A 20442-nucleotide genomic window follows, 5' to 3' on the forward strand; every position below is an offset into this window, starting at 1 on the left:
GAGCGGCATTGGCTGTTCCAATTTATCCCTGTCACGGCGGTGCTGTTTATGATGGCTGTACTGGGCGAAGTGATGATTGAACTGGCTCCGGCCGGAGCGGGTTTATTCCGCTCTGGTGTGGCCGGTGATACCTACAACACAGCAGTGATGCTCAGTCAGTTGGGTGCGGACGTCTGTTATGCCACAGCTTTGGGCGATGACAACTTCAGCACTGAAATTCGTCAGGCCATGCAGCAGCATGGTTTAACAACCAACGCAGTATTGACCTTAAAAGCGCAGCAACCTGGGCTGTATTGCATCAGTAACAGTGCAAATGGCGAGCGTAGTTTCAGTTATTGGCGCCAGCAATCCGCAGCGCGACAAGCTTTTCAATCTGAAGTTTTGTTTGAACAGTTACTGCAGGCCATAAGCCATTGCAGGGATATCTACTGGAGTGGCATTACGTTGTCGTTAATGAGCGATGGGGTGTTGTCGCGTTGGTTGACATTTTTACAGCGGCTGCAAAGTCGTGGTGGCCGGGTTTATTTTGATACTAATTTTCGTGCGACTTTGTGGCAGGGCCGTGACGACAAACTGCTGTGTTATCAGGCGGCTTTACTGCACTGCGATTATTTCCTGCCAAGTCTGGACGATAGTCTGGCTATCTGGGGTTGCGACAGCCTGACCCAAACGCTGGACCAATTACAAAGTGTGCTCCCTGTCTCCGGACCTGTACCTGTGATTTGCCTTACCGCAGATCAACTGGTGCTTTGGCTTGAGGCAGGCACTGTTCATCAGTTCAGCCTGAAGTTCAGTGACCAGATGCTGGATGCCACAGGAGCTGGTGATGCTTTTAGCGGCGCTTTGATTGCTGCTTTACAGCAGGGCTTAATTGCAGAGTCAGCAGTACAAATAGCTCACGCCGCTGCCAGTCTGGTGGTGCAGCACCAGGGCGCTATTTTGCCGGACTCTGTCTGGCCACAGCTTCAACGACAACTGACGCAACTGGGGTTAAGGCCACAGGATGCGAAGAGTGGGAGTTCTGTATGAACAAAGTGATTTGTTTTGGTGAAGCACTGATCGATTTTATCAGCGGCCAAAGCCTGCTATCGGACGGTTTAACTTTACCCCAGTTTGGCCAATATCCCGGCGGAGCTCCTGCCAATGCGGCTGTGGCTGTCGCCAAATTAGGCGGCAACGCCAGTTTTGTCGGTCAGGTGGGCCGCGATCTGTTTGGTGATTTTCTTAAAACTGCGTTACAGCATTATGGCGTTGACACCAGTGCGCTGGCGCAACATGCCACAGCCAAAACAGCTTTGGCTTTTGTTGCGCATGACGACATAGGCGAGCGCAGTTTTTCCTTTTACCGTGATGCTTCGGCCGATTTGCTATTCAGTAAAACGCAAATAACCCCGCAGCTATTTGATGATGGCAAAGTGCTGCATTTTTGCAGTAATACGCTAGTGGAACCTGCTATTGCTGAAGTAACAGCCGAACTGATGCAACAAGCCAGAAGCCATGGGCTTTGGCTGAGCTTTGATGTCAATTTACGCCATAACTTATGGGCTGAAGGCAAAGCTAACGCCGGACTGGTACGTCGTTTTGTCGCACAAGCCGATATTCTGAAATTCTCCCTGGACGAAATACTGTATCTGCTAAGCGACACCGGTATGGACATTCAGGCTTATGTGCAGCAGCTGCTGAGCCATAAAGTGCAGCTGGTGGTGATTACTCATGACGACAAACCACTGCAGTACTTCAGCCGTTATGCCCGCGGAGTCCTGCCTGTGCCTCAAGTACAGGTGGTTGATACCACTTGCGGCGGAGACGCTTTTAGTGGTGGTTTGTTGTATCAGCTTTGTCAGCTCAAAGATTTGGACAGCTTTTGTCAGTCCGATACTGCACTGCAACAGACACTGAATTTTGCCGCCCGTTGTGGCGCTTTTGCAGTCACCAGACCCGGTGCTTTTCCTGCTCTGCCTGTGCTGGCAGATGTGGCTGAAGTTGTCACAGCAATGGTCACAGAAGAATAAGGAATTAATAATGCAACAACAGGTCATTCCGGCTTTGATAAAGCCTTACAGCAGAGATTTTCTGTTATCCCATTGTCGCGACATTCTGGCGTTTTACGATCCGCGGGTCATAGATCCGACAGGCGGGTTTTTCCATAACTATCTGGATAACGGCGATGTTTTTAACCCGGGTTTTCGCCAGTTAGTCAGCAGTACCCGGCTTATTGTCAACTATGCCCGCGCCAGCCAGGTACTGAAAGAACCCCGTTATATGGACTACGCTCTGCATGGCCTGAAGTATCTGGAAACCGTGCACTGGCAGGCTCAGACCCGCTCTTACGCCTGGACTTTACAGGATCATCAGCCGCTGGATATGACACAGCAAGCTTATGGTTATGCTTTTGTGTTGTTGGCTTATGCCGCTGTGCATAAAGCCGGAGTGGCCGACAGAGTTTTGAAAATGAGCGAAACCTATGAGCTGCTGCAGCAACGATTCTGGCAGGAAGAGTTTGGCCTTTATGCCGATGAAATCAGCGCTGCTGGCGTCATGAGTTCGTATCGGGGGCAGAACGCCAATATGCATTTATGTGAAGCCATGATTGCTGCTTATGACGCCACAGGCGAGCAGCGTTACCTCGCCAAAGCCAAACAAATAGCCCACAACGTCACAGTACGGCAGGCCGGACTGACCGACGGTCTGGTGTGGGAGCATTACGATGTTCAGTTCCAGCCCGATTGGGATTACAACAAAGCTGATCCTAAAAACTTGTATCGCCCCTGGGGTTTTCAGCCTGGTCATCAGACCGAGTGGAGCAAATTGCTACTGCTGATCCACCGTTTTTCGCCTGATGCAGCTTTGGTTGAAAAGGCCAGTAGCCTGTTTGATCGTGCTTTCGCCACGGCATGGGACTCAGAGCAGGGTGGCCTGATTTACGGCTATGACCCGGATGGCAACTGGTGCGACGACGATAAATATTTTTGGGTGCAGGCCGAAAGTTTTGCCGCTGCTGCTTTGCTCTATCAGCAAAAAGCAGAACCTAAGTATCTGCAGGCCTATGAGCAGTTATGGGCGTACAGCTGGCAGCATTTTGTCGATCATCAATACGGTGCCTGGTTTCGTGTGCTGACACGGGATAACCGCAAGTACTCCAACGAAAAAAGCAGTGCCGGTGCCAAGTGTGATTACCACACACTGTGTGCCTGTTTTGATGTACTGGCGGCAATGCCATAACAGAGGTTATTTATGCAAATTCATACATCAGCTGCAGTCACAGGCGAAGTGTCAGGCCAATTTAATGCGCGTTTTGCCTTTTGGGCTATGACGTCACTGTTTTTTATCTGGGGTTTTATTACAGCACTGAACGATATTTTATTGCCTTATCTGAAGGGGGCTTTTTCATTAAGTTACCTGCAGGCGGCTTTGGTGCAGTTCTGCTTTTTTGGCGCTTATTTTATTGTGTCGCCGCTTGCTGGCAGGCTGCTGGAAAAAGTGGGCTACAGAAACGGTATTCTGACCGGGTTACTCACGATAGCAGGTGGCTGTTGTCTGTTTTATCCGGCGGCTGAACTGGGTTTGTACAGCTTCTTTTTACTCGCGTTATTTGTATTGGCCAGCGGTATCACCGTGTTGCAGGTGTCGGCTAACCCTTATGTTGCCGTGCTGGGTGATGAACAGCACGCCGCAAGTCGCTTGAGTCTGGCGCAGGCGGTGAATTCAGTGGGCCATACAGCAGGGCCTTTATTTGGCGCTGTACTTATTCTGGCCGCAACAGGGGAGGCAGGTTCAGCCAAATCTGTGCAACTGCCTTATCTGTTGCTGGCTTGCGCTTTAGTCGTGACTGCTTTGGTGTTTTACCGACTGAGATTGCCGGACATCCAACAGTCTGCTGCAGAACAACAGACGGAAGCCTTTAGCATAGGGCGTTTTCCACAGCTGAAATTTGGCGTGCTGGCGATCTTTTTATATGTAGGTGCTGAAGTGGCCGTCGGTAGTTATCTGGTCAACCTGTTTATGCAGCTGGGGATCAGCGGTATGACCGAAGTCACGGCGGGCGCTATGGTGTCTTATTACTGGGGCGCAGCTATGGTCGGCCGTTTTGTCGGCGCAGGTTTGATGCGTTTTATTAAACCGACCAGCTTGCTGGCACTGAATTCTGCTCTGGCAATAGCCATGATCCTGCTGGCTGTAAATAGCAGCGGAGACTTTGCCATGTGGACCATTCTGGCTGTCGGCTTCTTTAACTCTATTATGTTTCCAACCATTTTTACGTTGGCTATCCGTGGCCTGGCTCAACATACAGGCCGGGCTTCAGGCTATTTGTGTCAGGGCATAGTAGGGGGTGCCATATTGCCTTTAGTGCAGGGCGTTGCGGCTGATTTGACGTCCGTGCAGTGGAGCTTTCTGGTGCCAGCCTGTTGTTATGTTTACATAGCCTGGTATGCGCTGGTGGGCTCGAAACCACGCTAAGGCTGTAAATTTGACGATACAGTCAACTGATTATCGACGCAGCGCCATATATGCTGGTGTTGATACCGGTGTCATTTATTTATTGTAAGCATAAGTTTCAACGGTAGCAGTTCAGGTGTTTCTAGTTCGGTTAAATGCCATTTTTCCGGATGAATGTGATTTTATGTAATTGATTTTAATGGCTAATGTTGTTTTTCGCCACAAGGTTAAAGGCAACACTGAACCTAATGACTGCAGTGTAGTTACAAAGTTGTATTTTGTGTGGTTCTTGTGTTTATTAGAAAAGTAGTAGAAAAAATGTTCAGCATATTGACACCGGTGTCATTAATTGACTAAGTTAAGTTGCTAGAAAAAAAATAACAGGGGTAGACATGAAAAATTATAAAAAAACAGCACTGTCGCTGGCTGTACTCAGCTCGCTGACAGCAGGTTTCCAAAGCACTGCAATAGCGCAGGAAAAGGAAGCTGATACAGAAGTGATCGAAGTTCGTGGTTTTCGCAACTCAGTAATTAAAGCCAAAGATTTAAAACGTGAGGCGATGATTGCTCAGGATTCTATTGTGGCAGAAGACATTGCCGATTTTCCGGATTTAAATCTGGCAGATTCGCTGCAACGTGTGCCTGGTGTGGCAATCACCCGTGAGGGTGGTGAAGGCCGGCAAATATCCTTACGTGGTTTAGGCCCGGATTTTACTCGCGTACAGGTTAATGGTATGGAGGCGTTGGGGACGTCGTCATCACCTATGGACAGCCGTGGTGCAGTAGGCCGGTCTCGTGCTTTTGACTTTAATATTTTTGCGTCCGAATTGTTTAACCAAATCGACGTGAAAAAATCTTACTCTGCCGATCAGGAAGAGGGTGGCATAGGCGGTACAGTGAATTTACGTACAGCCAAGCCTTTTGACTATGATGGTTTTCAGGGCGCGGTAGCTGGTAATTTAGGTACCAATACTAATTCTGAAGAAACCAATCCACGTGTAGCAGGTATGATTTCTAATACCTGGGGTGATTTCGGTGCTTTGGCTTCCGTTGCTTTTAGTCAGAAAAACTCCAGTGAATACGGTTCTAACACTTACCGTTGGCGTCAGGTGCGTGCCACCAATGGCATCAGCGACTCTGTGGACGCTGATACTGCCGCCAAGGCCGAAGCTGGTGAGTTATGGTTTGCCCGTGGTAACAGATATTCAGTCTGGAACAATGATCAGGAACGTTTGGGTGTGACCACAGCGCTGCAATACCGCCCAAGCAATGATCTGAAATTTGCGCTGGAACTGATGCATGGCCGCCTGGAGAATACTCTGGACGAACATCACATTTCTACTGGCGGTGCCAGCAGTACAGCCTTAGGCCGTATTGAAGCTCTGGACTATGTTGATAACAATGGCGATTTGGAAGTCGTCAAAGCAACGTTCAGCAATTCGACTATCCGTACTGAAAACCGCTCTGATTACAACGAGTCTGTATTTAATCAAATTACTTTTAATACCGACTGGCAAATCAGCGATAAGCTGGGCATGAAGTTCCAGTTAGGCACCAGCTCTTCAGATTATGATCAGCCAAAAGTCGATAAAGTGAACCTGACCCGTCAGGGTGGCATCACCACAGACTACACAGTGGATCGTTTTTACGGCCAGCATACCTATGACTTTGACCCGGCAGATATGGCAGGCTGGACAGTCAAAGATATTTACTTCCGTGAAGATTACATAGCGACAGACTTTGATAATGGCAAACTGGACTTTGATTACTCATTGGACGACGCAGGTATCATTAGCTTTGGTGCGAACTATAAAAAGTTCAGCAACAGTGGTAACAACCGCGAAGACGCTGGTTATGTCGAAACCAAAGCCACTCCGCTGAATAATGGCGTAAAAACCATTTCTGATGCGGTCACTAATGTGTACTCAGGTCACCCTTATATTTCCTGGGTACAGGCTGATGTGGATGAACTGCAGAAGTTTTACGGTATTCATGATTTAGCCTTGGGTGAAGACAGAATCATCCAGACCAACTCTTACACAGTGGAAGAAGAAACCAGCAGCTTTTACAGCCAGTACAGCTGGGACTCTATGATTGCAGGTAAAACTCTGCGTGGTAGCGTCGGTGCCCGTTATTACAAAACTTCTTTAACTTCTAAAGGCGTATCACAAGGTCAAAATGTCACTATAGAGCGTGATTATTCTGACGTATTACCAACGTTGAACCTGGTGTATGAGCTGGAAGACGATTTGTTATTGCGTTTTGGTGCCAGTAAAAACCTGACCCGTCCTTCACTGAATGCTATTTCTGTATCTGCAAACGTAGCACAGATGACAGGTTCGCCGGGCGAAGTAGGTAAAATCACTATTGGTAACCCGGATCTGAAACCTTTTGAGTCCACCAACTTTGATTTAGCGTTGGAACAGTACTTTGAAGGTGTAGGTTCTCTGTCTGCTGCAGTGTTCTGGAAAGATATTGAAAACTTTATAGTGACTGAAGTGGAAACTAAAAAGTTCAGCGAGATGGGCCTGCCGGCAAGTCTGTTGCCAAACGGTGCGACCATGGATTCGCTGTTTGATATCACTTCACCACAGAACTCAGATTCATCCACTATCAAAGGGGCTGAACTGGCGTTTCAACGTGATTTTGATTTCTTACCAGAGCCTTTTAATCAAATGGGTATGATTGCTAACTATACCTGGGTAGACGGCACCACTTTGTACCGTAACGTACAGGGCACAGGCGAGGATCAAGTGAAAAGCTTCCCTGGTTTATCCAAACAAAGTTATAACCTGACGTTCTACTATGAGACGGATACCTGGGGTGGTCGTGTTGCCGGTGCTCATCGCAGCGATTACATCAACTCTGTTGAAGGTGGCTTGCGTGACCATGACGAAAGTGGTTTCCATGCAACAACCTACATAGACTTCTCTGCTTTCTACAAAGTAAGTGACGCCTTAAAACTGAGTATTGAAGCCATCAACCTGACTAACCAACGCGAAGAGCAATACAGCGATTCGAATGACCGTCTGTACAACACCACCACCAGTGGTCGTACTTACATGATTGGTATGGCGTATAAGTTCTGATGTGATATTAAGACAGGGGCCAGAGTGAAGACTCTGCCCCTTTTATTTTTATTATTTGATTGTTATCGGCAGAATAGAACCATCTTTTGCATAATGCAGTTCAGTAAAACCTATTACTCTTTTATGATCACCACCACCTTGTGATGAGCCATCATGATAAAAGAAGTAGCTTTTGCCATCTTTCTCTATAATAGCCTGATGGTTGGTTGATATAGGCAGGTAATCAAAGATAACTCCACGGTAAGTAAAAGGCCCTAGCGGGTTGTTTCCTGTGGCATAAACAATTTGCCCTGGCCAGCCTGTAGAAAAGGTAAAATAATAAGTACCGTTATGTTCATGCAGGTAAGGGGCTTCTCCGTATTTCTTCTTCTTATCATCTTCAGGAAAGCCCTGAATGATAATGTCCTGAATATCACCATCAAGCTGCTGCATATTTTGTTTTAACTTCACAACTTTCGGAATTCGGGTGCCAAAATATAAATAGGTCTGGCCATCTTTATCAATAAAAGCCATAGGATCTATAGGTTCAACACCTGCATTGGGGTCACGCGGAGTTTCAATTAAAGCTTTACCTAGCGGGTCTTTAAAGCCAGTAAAAGGCTTATCACTGACGGCGACACCAATTTGTTTACCGCCGACAGGGGCAAAAAAGTAAAATTTACCATTGCGTTCAATAGCTCCCGGAGCCCAGGCTTTGGCTGTTTTTCCTGCCCATGCAAAGACGGATATGTCTAAAAACGAGCCGTCATCCTGCCAGGTTTTTAAGTCGGCTGAAGAAAATAGCCGCCAGTCTGTTGAATCCCAATAAGTACCGCTGTTGTCCTGATCATTGGTGGCGTACACATAGAATTTATTATTAAAGAAATGTACAGAAGGATCAGCGCTAAAACGTGTGGATATATAATTTTCTGCGCTGACTGGCATAAAAGTCAGGATAAATGGTAGCGGGAAGTAATGTTTGATCTTCATTGAATTATTCCATAGTTGTGCTGATTTATTCTTTGTTGCTATTTATATAATATTTTCTATAAAAATAAAATGCGGCTTTTGTTTTTTGTTGACTCGGTAGCAGATGCCTGGTTATCTTAATTGTTAAGTTTTTATCTTCAGTAGTCAGTGTTTTATACTTCAGTGATTCCTTGGCGTTTTAAAAAGGCAATACTTCAATTAACTATGCATTAACTATGCAAGGCATAGTCAGCTCAGCAGGTGAAATACAATGGCAGTTTCTCAAAACCATTACGACGCAATAGTTGTAGGCTCAGGTATCAGTGGCGGTTGGGCTGCCAAAGAGCTGACAGAAAAAGGCTTAAAAGTTTTATTGCTGGAGCGTGGTCGTCCTCTGGAGCATATCAAGGACTACACCAATGCCTTTAAAGAGGCATGGGATTACCCACACCGTGACAAGCCTACAGAGCAGATGAAGCAGGATTATCCTGTGCTAAAACGGGATTACCCGTTAAATGAAAGCACCTTTGGCATGTGGGCCAATGAAAAAGACTCGCCTTATGTCGAGAAAAAGCGCTTTGACTGGTATCGCGGTTATCAGATGGGCGGGCGATCCTTGTTATGGGGTAGGCAGAGTTATCGTCTGAATGAGCAGGATTTTTTAGCCAATGCCAAAGAAGGTATAGCGGTGGACTGGCCTATTCGTTACGCCGATCTGGCGCCCTGGTATGACTATGTCGAAGGTTTTGCTGGTATCTCGGGTAACAGAGACGGTTTGGATGTGTTGCCGGACGGCCGCTATCTGCCTGCGATGGAGCTTAATATTGTAGAAAAAGACATAGCAGCACGTATTAAAAAGACCTTTGGCGGTTCACGTCATTTGATTTGTGGCCGTACCGCTAATATCACCGAAGCTAAACCTGAACAAAACCGGGTGAATTGTCAGTACAGAGCCAAATGCTGGTTGGGTTGTCCTTTTGGCGCCTATTTCAGCACCCAGTCGGCTACGCTGCCTGCCGCTGTGAAAACAGGTAATTTAACAGTCCGGCCTTATTCTATTGTCACTCAAGTCCTGTACGACAAAGATACAAAACGTGCCCGTGGTGTAGAAGTGCTGGACAGTGAAACTCAGCAGACCTATGAATTCACCAGCAAAATCATTTTCTTAAACGCCTCCTCCTTTAATACCAGCTGGATTTTGATGAACTCAGCTACAGATATCTGGCCTGAAGGTCTTGGCAGCAGCAGTAATGCCTTGGGTCGTAATGTGATGGATCATCATCTGAACACAGGTGCTGTGGCTGAAGTGGAAGGTTATCTCGACAGCTATTATTTTGGCCGTCGTCCAACCGGGTTTTATGTGCCCAGATTTCGCAATTGGGGGGCTGACAAAAGAGATTATCTGCGGGGTTTTGGTTATCAGGGCAGGGCCAGCCGGCAAGACTGGCGTCGTGATATAGCGGAGATGAGTATTGGCCTGGATTTAAAACAAGCGCTGACGGAACCCGGGCACTGGACCATAGGTATGGGTGGTTTTGGCGAGATGTTGCCTCATCATGACAACCGAATTTACCTGGATCCTAAAGTGAAAGACAAATGGGGTTTGCCTGTACTGGCGATAGAAGTGGAACTCAAAGACAACGAAATCCGTATGCGCAAAGACATGATGCAGGATGCTGTGGAGATATTTGAAGCTGTTGGCCTTAGGAATGTGCAGGGCTTTGACCGGGGCTACAATCCGGGGCAGGGCATTCACGAAATGGGCACAGCCCGCATGGGGCGAGACCCAAAAACTTCAGTACTGAATGGCAATAATCAGGTGTGGGATGCGCTGAATGTGTTTGTCACTGATGGCGCCTGTATGACTTCGGCTTCTTGTGTCAATCCATCGCTGACTTATATGGCATTAACAGCAAGGGCGGCCCATTTTGCTGTAGAAGCCTTAAAAAAAGGCGAGCTGTAGTTTCTTGAAATAGCCCTTAACGGGGCTATTTCATCTGGGTGGCATTTACATGGCATCTTTAACTGTTTTGCTATCGACAAACTGCTCAAAGCTTTTTATTTTGCCATCTTTTAGCTGCCACAGATGAGCCACTCTGGCGGTAAAAAATTTGCCACTGGCTTTATTCGTACCACTGTACGTGCCGTAAGCCACCACTTTGTCACCTGTTGCCACGTAGTCTTCTACTTTAAAGTTGTAATTAATCCATTCACTGCCTAAACGAGCGAAGACATGTTTTTCAATCTCGGTAAAACCCTGGTAGGTACCGGCATACGGAAAACCAGCAGCTTCTGTCCAAAGGGTGTCGTCTGTGATAAATCTCTGCAGATTTCTGCCATTTTCTTCTGAGGTTTTGCCTTCATACGTGCTTTTTACAATATCAAGATTAGTCATGATGATGCTCTTTTCAGGTAAAGCTTTTTTTATCGGATCCGCAGCGGCAAGTTGTGCAGAAGCTGCAGAGGGCAGAAGTATTAATAAAACAAGCATAGCGCTGAGCGGTGTTGGTATCGAACTCATGGTGTTGCTCTTTAATGTAATTTTAAGCAGCACTTTTTGAGCTGACAGCATGCGCTGACAAAGCCCAAAAAGTATTACTGAAGTTGTATAACTTAGCTTATTGACCCCACTTCATTTCGCCCATAATAACTTTTGCACTTAAGCCTAAAATGCTGTCGCCGCCAATAGCAGGGTAGTTCTTTTTCATGGTGGCCACTAATTCCGCAGAATTGGCTGAAGTGGCGGCTGCTGCTTCAAAATCCTGTATGTATTGATGAGTAAACTTTACAGCCTGTAAAGTCAGAGGCTTGTCACCCAACAAGTGACCTGGGATCACAGTCACTGGCTTTAATTGCTCAATCATAGTCAGAGTTTTGTACCAGTTCTGGCGCGACTCTGGGGTTTGTGTGTCAGCTAAAAACACATGCATATTGCCAAACACCACAACGCCACCCAGTACAGTTTTGCTGGACGGAACCCAGACAAAGCTATGCTTAGGATCATGACCATCAAGGCCTACTACTTTCACCTGCTCACCATCAACCAATAAGGTGTTACCTTGAAGCACATCAGGCACCACCAGCTTTTGCGGCGCATTTTCTTTCAGTATCGGTCCCCAGTAGGCTTTTTTGCCATCCATAGATTTTTTGATGTAGTTTTGCGTTTGTGCTGAGGCCAGTACTTTGGCATCCGGATAAGCTGCAGTGATCACATCTAAACCAAAGTAAAAATCCGGATCACCATGGCTGATATAAATAGTCGTCAGTTTTTTGCCTGATTGTTTAATCAGTTCGACCACAGACAAGGCGTCATTTCGCTGAAACTGGGCATCCACTAAAATGGCTTCAGTTTTGCCGGTAATTAGCACCGAACTGACCGGGAAGGTACTTTTGTCCTGTGGATTAAATACAGTTGTTTCTAAGGGGGCACCGACTGCATTGGCTGACAGTGCGACCATGCCTGATAAAGCACTGGCCTGAACTAATTTGGATAAAAATTTCATAATCACCTCTGTATATTTGATGGCAGAACTTCTGGTTAATTAAACCGCTTTCATTAAAAATCTAACTGATTTCCTTCACTATCTGTTCTACATAAGCAGACCAAAGCTTTGGCGTGCTGTAAAAGCTACCGTGGTCCAATCTGGTAAAGGTTCCGTCTTTATGCTCTACAGCGAAAGTAGGAAAGCCATTTCCACCTACCACACGCAACAGATGCCGGCTCTGCGTTATATGTTGGTCTGTTTTGACGCCGCTAAAAAACGCAAAGGTGTTTACAAAGCTTTTCGCGTCAGCGCCCAGTACTGTCGCAATACTGCTCAGACTATTGATGTCAGACAAAGAACGGCCATCAATAAACTGAGCTTTTTGCATGTTGTGCAACATAGTCAAAGGTTGAATACCCAAAGATTCGGCTGCCAGCAGAGCTGTTATAGGTGTGTCTGAGTCGAGAATACGTGTCTTATCAGCGAATATTTCGCGGTAGTATGTGTCGCTAAACTGCTGGCCAGTCAGCGCCATTATTCTTTTGTCGCTAGCCTGCATATGCTGACGGAATTCGGCAGTGACAGCTCCTTTGTTTGCACCTGAAAACAAACCACCGCCATGAGTTTTAATCTGTACCTCTGCTAATTCAGTCAGTGCATCAATCAGCGGTACTGCGGCATAACACCAGCCGCATTGCGGGTCCATGATGAAATGTAGAGTGGTCATTTTGTTTTCCTGCGAAGCAACAGATGTATTAGTGGCTGCAAGTGTATGTTGCAAATACCTTGCAATAAACCCTAGAAATGGCAATAGTTAGTTGCGTTAATCGAACATATAGTGAAAGGCATGGACAGGATTAAAGCGGCTGAAGTCTTTGTATGCATTGTGGAGCAGGGCAGTCTAGTCGGAGCGGCTCAGGCTTTGGATATGTCACGTTCTATGGTGACCCGTTATCTGGCGGAAATGGAGCAGTGGGCCAGCGCTCAGTTAGTGCACCGCTCTACCCGAAAACTAACCTTGACCGCTGCGGGTGAAAAAGCCTTCAGTCATTGCCGCTCTTTGTTGGATGTAGCCAAAGAGGTCGCAACGCCCTTAGAACAAAATATGGTGGCGGTGCCTGAAGGTACTATTCGCATTTCCTGTTCGCAATTTGTTGCTGAAGATTTATTGCCTGCGGTGGTGGATGCCTTTTTGGATGATTATCCCAAGGTACGTATTGATGTGCATGTCAGTAATCAGGTAACTCATCTGGTGGAAGACCGAATCGATTTAGCAATCCGTATTACCAATGAACTGGACCCAAATCTGATTGCGCGTCCGCTTGGGGTTTGTCGTTCTGTATTATGTGCGACAGAGGGCTATTTAAAGCGTTGTGGTTATCCGGTTTACCCTGATGATTTGGCCTCTCATAACTGTTTAATGTATTCCAATTTTGGTAAAAGTTTATGGCATTTCATCAAAGACGAACAGCCTGTTGTTGCAACAGTATCAGGCAATTACAGTGCAAATGAATCGTCGTTGTTACTGAATTCTGTACTAAAAAACCGTGGTATTTCTTTGCAGCCCCGGCATGCGGTGCAGGCATTGATTAACGATAAAAAATTGGTTCAGGTATTACCAAACTATGAACCAGTTTCGTTAGGTATTTATGCGGTCTACCGTTCCAGAAAACACCAGTCGCTGGCGCTTCGTACCTTCATCGATCGACTGGTTCCCTATTTTGAAAAGACAGAAACCTGACGCAACTTGCCTGTTTCTTAGCTCTTTAGCTGTGAAATAAAAGCTCTGCCAGCAGGACCTGGTGGGGCATCTTTGCGATAAACAATCTTGGTGGTTAAATACATAGCTGCAGCAGGCATATTCTGCAGCGTTAATGACACCAAAAGTCCGTCAGCAATATCTTTTTCCACCATATGTTTTGGCATATGGCCCCAGCCAAAACCTGCTTTTAAAAATGCATGTTTAGCGCCAAGGTCTGCCAGACGCCAGGTCAAAGCTGACATCACACCAAAAGTGCGGCCGCTCGAAAGGCTGGTGCGGTCTGTCAAAATCAACTGCACATGACGGCCAAGTTCGTCTGCTGTGACATCAAAAGGCTGCCGCGCTAAAACATGGGTAGGGGAGACGACAGTGACAAACTGTATGTTACTCAGCGGCTCGACGGTTAGTTCATCCGGTACAGTTGGAAGCGAGCCAATAATACCCAGTCTGCAAGTGCCATCCAGCACTTGTTGTGTAACGCCACCCAAAGCTTCGACATAAAGCCGCAGCGGTGTGTGTTCGAAATGCTGTTTGCAGTAACCAACAGCTGACGTCAGGGTATCCATAGGAAACATCACATCAACAGCGACCGACAACTCGGGCTCCAGGCCTTCAGATAATGAATGGGCTCTGGCTTTTAGCAAATCCATACTATCAATGACGGCCTTTGCATCTGTTAGCAAAGAGGCTCCAGCTGCCGTGAGTTGTGGATACCTGCTGCTGCGATCAAAAAGCGTGACGCCCAATTGCAGTTCGAGGTTGGCGAGAGTGTGGCTGACTACAGACTGTGCACGTTTAATTTTGCGCCCCGCGGCTGAAAAGCTGCCTTGTTCTGCGGCGGCAACAAAAGTACGAAGTTGATCCAGGGTGACTGCGTCAAGCATGTATCTAAATTCCAGATGGTTTTCATCTAATCATATAGGCTATTTTGATGTTTTTCTATTGGTTATAGTTTGTTTCATCCACTGAGGAGCAAATTATGAACACTGTAATGAAGCAGCAAAACTTTCTAGCCACTGAAGCCACACTCGTTGTGGCAGACAAACGCTCTGTTGTGGCGCGTACTCGCGGTATCAACAGAGGGCCTATCACTCGTCTGGTCAGTCCGTCTGATATAGGCCAACTGATCAAGCCTTTTGTGTTTCTCGATTACGGCGTCCTGCCTGCGTCAAAAACCAAGTTATTTGGTATGCATCCGCATTCAGGGATTGCCACTTTGTCCTTGCCTATCAGGGGTGAAATACTTTTTGCTGATACAACAGGTGAAACCGGTATGGTGAAGACGGCCGGACTTGAGTGGATGAAGGCAGGTAATGGCGTTTGGCACGATGGCGGAATTGCGGGCGAAACTGCACTGGAGATGTTTCAGCTTTGGCTGACCCTGCCTGAGCATGAAGAAAATGCACCAGCCGAAAGCAAGAATATAGACCCGTCAGAGATAGCTGTTGTGGGCCCCGTTTCTGTATTGCTGGGTCAGTATCAGGGCGCAAAAAGCCCTGTTGAATTTACCGCTGGGGTGAATTACTACCATGTGCAATTGCAGGACGGCGAAGTCTGGCATTACCAGCCAGAGCCGGGCCAGACAGTCGCCTGGTTAGCCATATACAAAGGCAATTTAACAGGCACTACCGCTGTAAGCCAAGGTGAGATGGTGGTGTTTGATGCATCTGAAACGGCTATTACGTTGATGGCTCAGGGTGCTGCATCTTTTGTGTTTGGCGCAGCTATCCCACACCCACATCCGTTGGTGATGGGGTCCTATTCAGTGCATAGCAGCCGGGAGTCACTTGCAAAAGGCGAACAGGAAATACGACGTATTGGCTCAGAGCTGCGCTTAAAAGGCCGGATCTAAAACTTTGATCTGATTGATCACTCGTCAGATACAGGGGCTCTGACGGTATGGCAATAATTGCCCCATTCATCAGGAGAGTAAAATGAGTATTGGTATTTTAGGTTCTGGAGCCCTTGGCTCTAACGTGGCACGTGCTTTGGCAAACAAAGGTGTTTCGGCCATTATTGCCAACAGATCCGGTCCAGAGTCTTTATCTGCGCTGGTCAAAGAATTGGGGCCGACTATAACAGCCGGCACGCTGGAACAGGCTGCGCAAGCGGATATAGTGTTGATTGCAGTGCCTTGGGTGGCTATTGAGTCTTTGTTAGGCAGTCTGCCTGCCTGGAATAATCGCATTGTGATAGACGGCACCAATCCGGTACTGTTTCTTGATCCGAATTCTGAAGATGCTAAAGATCCAACCAACCCATTGGCGGCTTATGGCATTAAAGCGATTGATTTAGGCGGTAAATCCTCAAGTGCCATCGTTCGTGACTTAGTGCCGGGAGCAAGGTTAGTTAAAGCCTTTAATCATCTTGATGTTGCTGTGCTGCCGGAGCCTGAAGTATCGGGCGGAAAACGTACTTTGTTTTATTCGGGTGATGATGTAGCAGCCAAAGCTGAAGTTCGTAGTCTGCTGGAAACCTGTGGTTACTTCGCTGTGGATTTGGGGTCACTCGACACAGGTGGCCGCTTAATGGAGTTGCCTTTTGGTGCTTTGGCTACACATAACCTGATCAAAATCTGATGTTACTTTATGCTGCCGCCATCATGCTGATGATGGCTACGGCAACTCTCACATTTTGAATTAAAAATGTCCCGCAATAAAAAGATATTTGGACAGCTTTCGGGTGAAGGTATAAAGTTGCTTTGCTTGGAATTGTAAAGTTTTATCAGGCAGTTCCGTAACTTATGATGATTCAGTGAAGTCTGTATTGCAGATTGGAAGCTATGCTGGTTAAAAAACCTACGATCAAAGATGTGGCTCGCCTGGCGGGTGTCTCCTTTAAAAGTGTGTCCAGGGTGGTGAATAACGAAGCCTGGGTCAGTGATGAGGTCAGAACCAAAGTACAGGCTGTGATTGAGCAGCTGAATTACCAGCCGAATCGCACGGCCCGGCTGATGCGTACTGCACCTTTTTCGCTGGCTTTTGTCTACGACAATCCGAATAGTCACTATGTGATTGAAATGCAAAACGGTATTTTGTCGCAATGCCGTGAAAAAGGCTTTGAGCTGGTGATCCATCCAACGGATTCAGGCTCAGAACAGGTCCGGCATGAACTCACCAGTATGATTGGTACCAATCTGGTGGGCGGAGTGATCCTGACGCCGCCTTTGTCTGAAAGTACAGAACTGGTGAAGCAGTTACTGGAGCAGCAAGCCAAAGTAGTTCGTATAGTGTCTGGCGCTGAACCACCGGATGAGCTTTGCCCAACCATATATGTTGACGATGAGCAAGCGGGGCAGGAGATCACTGAACATCTGCTGGCACAAGGCCATCGCCGTATTGCCTTTTTGGGGTTTCACAAAGACCACAAATCCTCTTTGGGTCGTTATCGTGGTTATTGTGCTGCACTTAAAAATGCCGGTCTTGAGGTACAGGATGAGCTGGTGATATCAGGCAATTTCACCTTTGACTCTGGCGTTGAGATGACAGAACAATTGCTGCAACTGGACGGCAAAGCCACAGCACTTTTTGGTTGTAACGACGAAATTGCGGCTGGTGCTTTGTTTGTTGCCCGCAAACGCGAACTTGCTATACCACAGGATTTATCCATAGTAGGTTTCGAAAACAGTCCATTTTCCCGACAAACCTGGCCAGGTCTGACCACGGTCCATCAACCTAATGCGGAAATCGCCGCTAAAGCAGCATCCATGCTGATTGCACTGATGCAAGAACCCGATCAACAGCCGTCACACTATGGCGTTAAATTGCATCTGGTCTTACGCGACTCTGTATCCTCCATTATATAAATCCATGTAAATCAACGCCTTAAAATCATTGTCAACGTTGTCACTTTTATTGTTGACAACGTTGACAGGCTGGTGCTAATTTAAAATCTGAGTGATGAATAAATCACCGATCAGAAAGATCCGGATAGAGAAACAGACGATCACAAAATAACTATTAGCAACGCAGAGAGCACAGGCATGAACAGGTTGAATCAGCATCAGTTAGGAAAAAAGACAGTACTCGCTTCTATTCTGGCGACTTTATTTGTACCAGCAATCAGCTATGCACAAGACAAGCCGGCTGAAGAAGAAAACGTGGAAGTGATCCAGGTCAGCTTTCGCGGCAGTCTGGCAGCAGCTGCCGATATCAAACGTCAGGACACCAAAATTACCGATGCTATCACCACAGAAGACATTGGTAAGTTTCCAAGCGAAAACATAGCTGAAGCGATTCAGCGTATTCCAGGCGTACAAATTTCTAACGTCAACGGCCGTGGCTCAACAATCAGCGTACGTGGTTTAGGTTCTCAATATGCCCGCACCACTTTAAACGGTCAGACTATGGCCAGTGCAGATTTCACCAGCGGTTTTCGTTTTGACATTATTCAAACTGAACTGGCGTCCACCATTGAAGTGATAAAATCTCCCACAGCCGATATGGATGCGGGTGGTTTATCAGGCACCATCAACATTGATACCGCTTCACCTTTGTCTTTTAGCGAGCGCAAAATTTTACTTTCAGGTAAAGGCCAGTATTCGGAGTTTTCTCCAACTGACGATATCACTCCAAAAGCTAACGCTACTTATATCGACCAGTTTGCCAATAACACAGTAGGTGTATTGCTGAATTTTGGTTATCAGGAACTGGATGACAGAGTAGATAACTTCTGGATGGATCGCTGGTTTGTTGATTCAGATACAGATGAAGTCACACCACGCCGTCCTCGTTATCGCCGTATCGACCGTGAAACAGAGCGTGAATTATTTAACGGCACCGTGCAGTGGAAACCAACCAGCGCTTTTGAAGCGAAATTGACTACAGTGTATGCAGGGGACGATACCAAGCAGGATTTAAATCAGCAGGTGTTTCTGTTTAATGCCAACCAGATCACCCGTTTAGGCGATGCGGTTAATGGTGTTTATAACAGTATTCAGATTGATAACTTTACCACTGAAAATAACCGTCAGTTGGAAGATAAAGACGCCACTTCAGAAGCTTATACCTTAGAGCTGGATTATGACTGGCAAGACTGGAACTTCAGCAGCGTACTCCATCACACAGCGGGTGAAGCTGTGCACAATGAAGAAGCTGCTATTCTGGCAACTGTAATTTCACGCGCTAATTTGGACATTACTGACCCATCCAATATCAGTTTTAATATTGCTGATAATCTGGCTGATCCGGCGTTATATCCAACAGTGATGCCACGTAATGAATACCCGAACGGTGCCAGTCGTCTGACAGAGTCGGATGAAACTGCAGTACAGTTTGACGCAGAACGTGGGCTGGAATGGGGCTGGTTCACCAGTGTGGCTGCTGGTGTCAAATACCGTAACGAAACCATGGAAAGAGAAGTCTACCGTACCGACAGGGCTGCTATTGGTGATGCAGATCCTGCTGATTTACCTTCAATGGCAGAATATGGCTATATAGTTTCGGATTTCCTTGATAACAAAATGGATATTCAACACAGCTGGATAGCGCCTAATATCATGGCTTACCGTGATGCGTTAACTGCTGAAGGTGTGACAGTACCGACCTTATTTGCGGCTCAGTCCAGCTACTCAGTGGATCAAACGATTTCATCAGCCTACCTGATGACTGATTTTGAAACCGAAGTAGGTGGCTTGCCACTGCGCGGTAATTTCGGTGGCCGTTATGAGCGCACTGAACGTGATATCAATACCTACATTACAGGCGACACTCACCCGGATAATGAAGAAATTAAGCTGGCGATAGGTGAGACCACACAAAGCTTTAATTACGATAACTTCCTGCCAAGTGCCAACCTGGTGCTGGAGTTAAATGACGATATGCAGGTACGTTTGGCAGCAGCTAAAGTACTGGTTCGTCCTATGTTAACGTCCAATACTCAGCTGGCAGCCTCTGAAACCTCAGCAGCTAACTCTTTTGGTACCCGCACTTACACAGTGAATCTGGGCCAACCTGAACTGGCAGCTTTGACTGCCAATCAGTTGGATTTAGGCTGGGAGTGGTATTACAGCGAAGGTGATTCCGTGACCCTTAACCTGTTCCAGAAAGACATCAAAAACGGCACTGTCAGTGAGCTGGTTTGCCCTGATCAATACAATGGCGCGACGCTGAGTATGTCAGGTTCTGACTGTGTCGACAGCGCAGGTAATATCTATGACATTACTGCTATCTACAACGACAGCTCTGAGCTGACCGTTAAAGGTTATGAGGTCGGCTGGAACCAGGGGCTGGATAACTGGTTGCCTGTGCCAGGTTTTGGTTTAAGTTCTAACTACACCCGCATTCTGGTCGATGAAAGCGAAGGTTTTACGCTGACGAATTCTTCAGAGCAAACCTGGAATATCACAGGCTACTGGGAAAATGAAGATTACAGTGCCCGTGTATCGCTGAATCACCGCAGTCCTTATGTTCAGGACAGCACAGATGCGTTCTTCGCACGTGAAGGCCGCACTGTTGAAGGTCGTAATCAGATCGATGTACTGTTAGGCTGGAATATTAGTGAGCAGTGGTCAGTGCGTTTTGGTGCACTGAACCTCAATGGCAAAGATGAAGAAGCTTATCGTGATGAGCTGACCCGTGCCTGGCAAACTACCAGTGTGATTGGCCGTAGTTACTATCTGGGCGCGAATTTTAGCCTGTAAGTACTGCAGCAGGAGCCGACAACCACTGTCGGCTCCTTCTTGGTCAAATCTTTAGGGATCAGATCTTTAGGGATCAAATCT

15 protein-coding genes and 2 pseudogenes are annotated in these 20442 nt (G+C 46.9%); 12 read left to right on the forward strand and 5 right to left on the reverse strand.

What is annotated here, in order from left to right:
* Positions 1–48: 48 nt before the first annotated feature.
* From OM978_RS10425 to OM978_RS10445, 5 genes are all read left to right on the forward strand, one after another.
* Positions 49–1029, forward strand: a complete 981-nt coding sequence (locus OM978_RS10425; protein WP_264346822.1) for a sugar kinase — start codon at positions 49–51, stop codon at positions 1027–1029.
* A complete protein-coding gene (locus tag OM978_RS10430; protein WP_264346823.1) occupies positions 1026–2012 on the forward strand; it encodes a carbohydrate kinase family protein in 987 nt (328 codons plus the stop codon). Before OM978_RS10425 ends, OM978_RS10430 begins: the two co-directional genes overlap by 4 nt.
* Positions 2013–2022: 10 nt before the next feature.
* Positions 2023–3222, forward strand: a complete 1200-nt coding sequence (locus tag OM978_RS10435; protein WP_264346824.1) for an AGE family epimerase/isomerase — start codon at positions 2023–2025, stop codon at positions 3220–3222.
* Positions 3223–3234: 12 nt separating this feature from the next.
* The gene (locus tag OM978_RS10440; protein WP_264346825.1) at positions 3235–4458 is read left to right on the forward strand and encodes a sugar MFS transporter; all 1224 of its coding nucleotides are present in this window, start codon (positions 3235–3237) and stop codon (positions 4456–4458) included.
* A gap of 371 nt (positions 4459–4829) precedes the next feature.
* On the forward strand, positions 4830–7526 hold the full coding sequence (locus OM978_RS10445; RefSeq protein WP_264346826.1) for a TonB-dependent receptor: 2697 nt from the start codon (positions 4830–4832) through the stop codon (positions 7524–7526).
* Positions 7527–7577: 51 nt separating this feature from the next.
* Here the strand turns inward: OM978_RS10445 and OM978_RS10450 are convergent, their stop codons facing one another.
* A complete protein-coding gene (locus tag OM978_RS10450; RefSeq protein WP_264346827.1) occupies positions 7578–8495 on the reverse strand; it encodes a family 43 glycosylhydrolase in 918 nt (305 codons plus the stop codon).
* A 250-nt stretch (positions 8496–8745) separates the two neighbouring features.
* On the opposite strand from OM978_RS10450, the gene OM978_RS10455 reads away from it, so the two are divergent.
* Positions 8746–10437: a GMC oxidoreductase gene (locus tag OM978_RS10455; protein WP_264346828.1), complete on the forward strand. Its 1692-nt coding sequence runs from the start codon at positions 8746–8748 to the stop codon at positions 10435–10437.
* A 45-nt stretch (positions 10438–10482) separates the two neighbouring features.
* Here the strand turns inward: OM978_RS10455 and OM978_RS10460 are convergent, their stop codons facing one another.
* The 3 genes from OM978_RS10460 to OM978_RS10470 all read right to left on the reverse strand — a co-directional run bounded on the left by OM978_RS10460 (position 10483) and on the right by OM978_RS10470 (position 12686).
* Positions 10483–11028, reverse strand: a complete 546-nt coding sequence (locus OM978_RS10460; protein ID WP_264346829.1) for a nuclear transport factor 2 family protein — start codon at positions 11026–11028, stop codon at positions 10483–10485.
* Positions 11029–11092: 64 nt separating this feature from the next.
* The gene (locus OM978_RS10465) at positions 11093–11977 is read right to left on the reverse strand and encodes an MBL fold metallo-hydrolase (RefSeq protein WP_264346830.1); all 885 of its coding nucleotides are present in this window, start codon (positions 11975–11977) and stop codon (positions 11093–11095) included.
* 61 nt (positions 11978–12038) lie between these two features.
* Positions 12039–12686 (reverse strand): DsbA family protein, encoded by a 648-nt coding sequence (locus tag OM978_RS10470; RefSeq protein ID WP_264346831.1) that lies wholly within the window; start codon positions 12684–12686, stop codon positions 12039–12041.
* 120 nt (positions 12687–12806) lie between these two features.
* On the opposite strand from OM978_RS10470, the pseudogene OM978_RS21505 reads away from it, so the two are divergent.
* Together OM978_RS21505 and OM978_RS21510 are read left to right on the forward strand one after the other, a co-directional pair.
* Positions 12807–12935 (forward strand): annotated as a pseudogene (locus OM978_RS21505) (helix-turn-helix domain-containing protein); the annotation flags it as partial.
* 201 nt (positions 12936–13136) lie between these two features.
* A pseudogene (locus OM978_RS21510) lies at positions 13137–13700 on the forward strand (substrate binding domain-containing protein); the annotation flags it as partial.
* Between the two features lie 17 nt (positions 13701–13717).
* Here the strand turns inward: OM978_RS21510 and OM978_RS10480 are convergent.
* On the reverse strand, positions 13718–14605 hold the full coding sequence (locus OM978_RS10480) for a LysR family transcriptional regulator (RefSeq protein ID WP_264346833.1): 888 nt from the start codon (positions 14603–14605) through the stop codon (positions 13718–13720).
* 95 nt (positions 14606–14700) lie between these two features.
* Here OM978_RS10480 and OM978_RS10485 point away from each other — a divergent pair, with 95 nt between their 5' ends.
* From OM978_RS10485 to OM978_RS10500, 4 genes are all read left to right on the forward strand, one after another.
* Positions 14701–15573 carry a pirin family protein gene (locus OM978_RS10485; protein WP_264346834.1) on the forward strand — a complete coding sequence of 291 codons (873 nt, stop codon included), beginning with the start codon at positions 14701–14703 and terminating at the stop codon, positions 15571–15573.
* An 82-nt stretch (positions 15574–15655) separates the two neighbouring features.
* Positions 15656–16300 (forward strand): NADPH-dependent F420 reductase, encoded by a 645-nt coding sequence (locus OM978_RS10490; protein ID WP_319633901.1) that lies wholly within the window; start codon positions 15656–15658, stop codon positions 16298–16300.
* Positions 16301–16503: 203 nt separating this feature from the next.
* Entirely contained in the window at positions 16504–17526 is a 1023-nt protein-coding gene (locus OM978_RS10495; protein ID WP_264346835.1) for a LacI family DNA-binding transcriptional regulator, read from the forward strand.
* Positions 17527–17703: 177 nt separating this feature from the next.
* Positions 17704–20361, forward strand: coding sequence for a TonB-dependent receptor (locus OM978_RS10500; RefSeq protein WP_264346836.1), 2658 nt, complete (start codon positions 17704–17706; stop codon positions 20359–20361).
* Positions 20362–20442: the final 81 nt, after the last annotated feature.

This window comes from Rheinheimera sp. MM224, from assembly GCF_947090785.1.
Classification (GTDB): domain Bacteria; phylum Pseudomonadota; class Gammaproteobacteria; order Enterobacterales; family Alteromonadaceae; genus Pararheinheimera.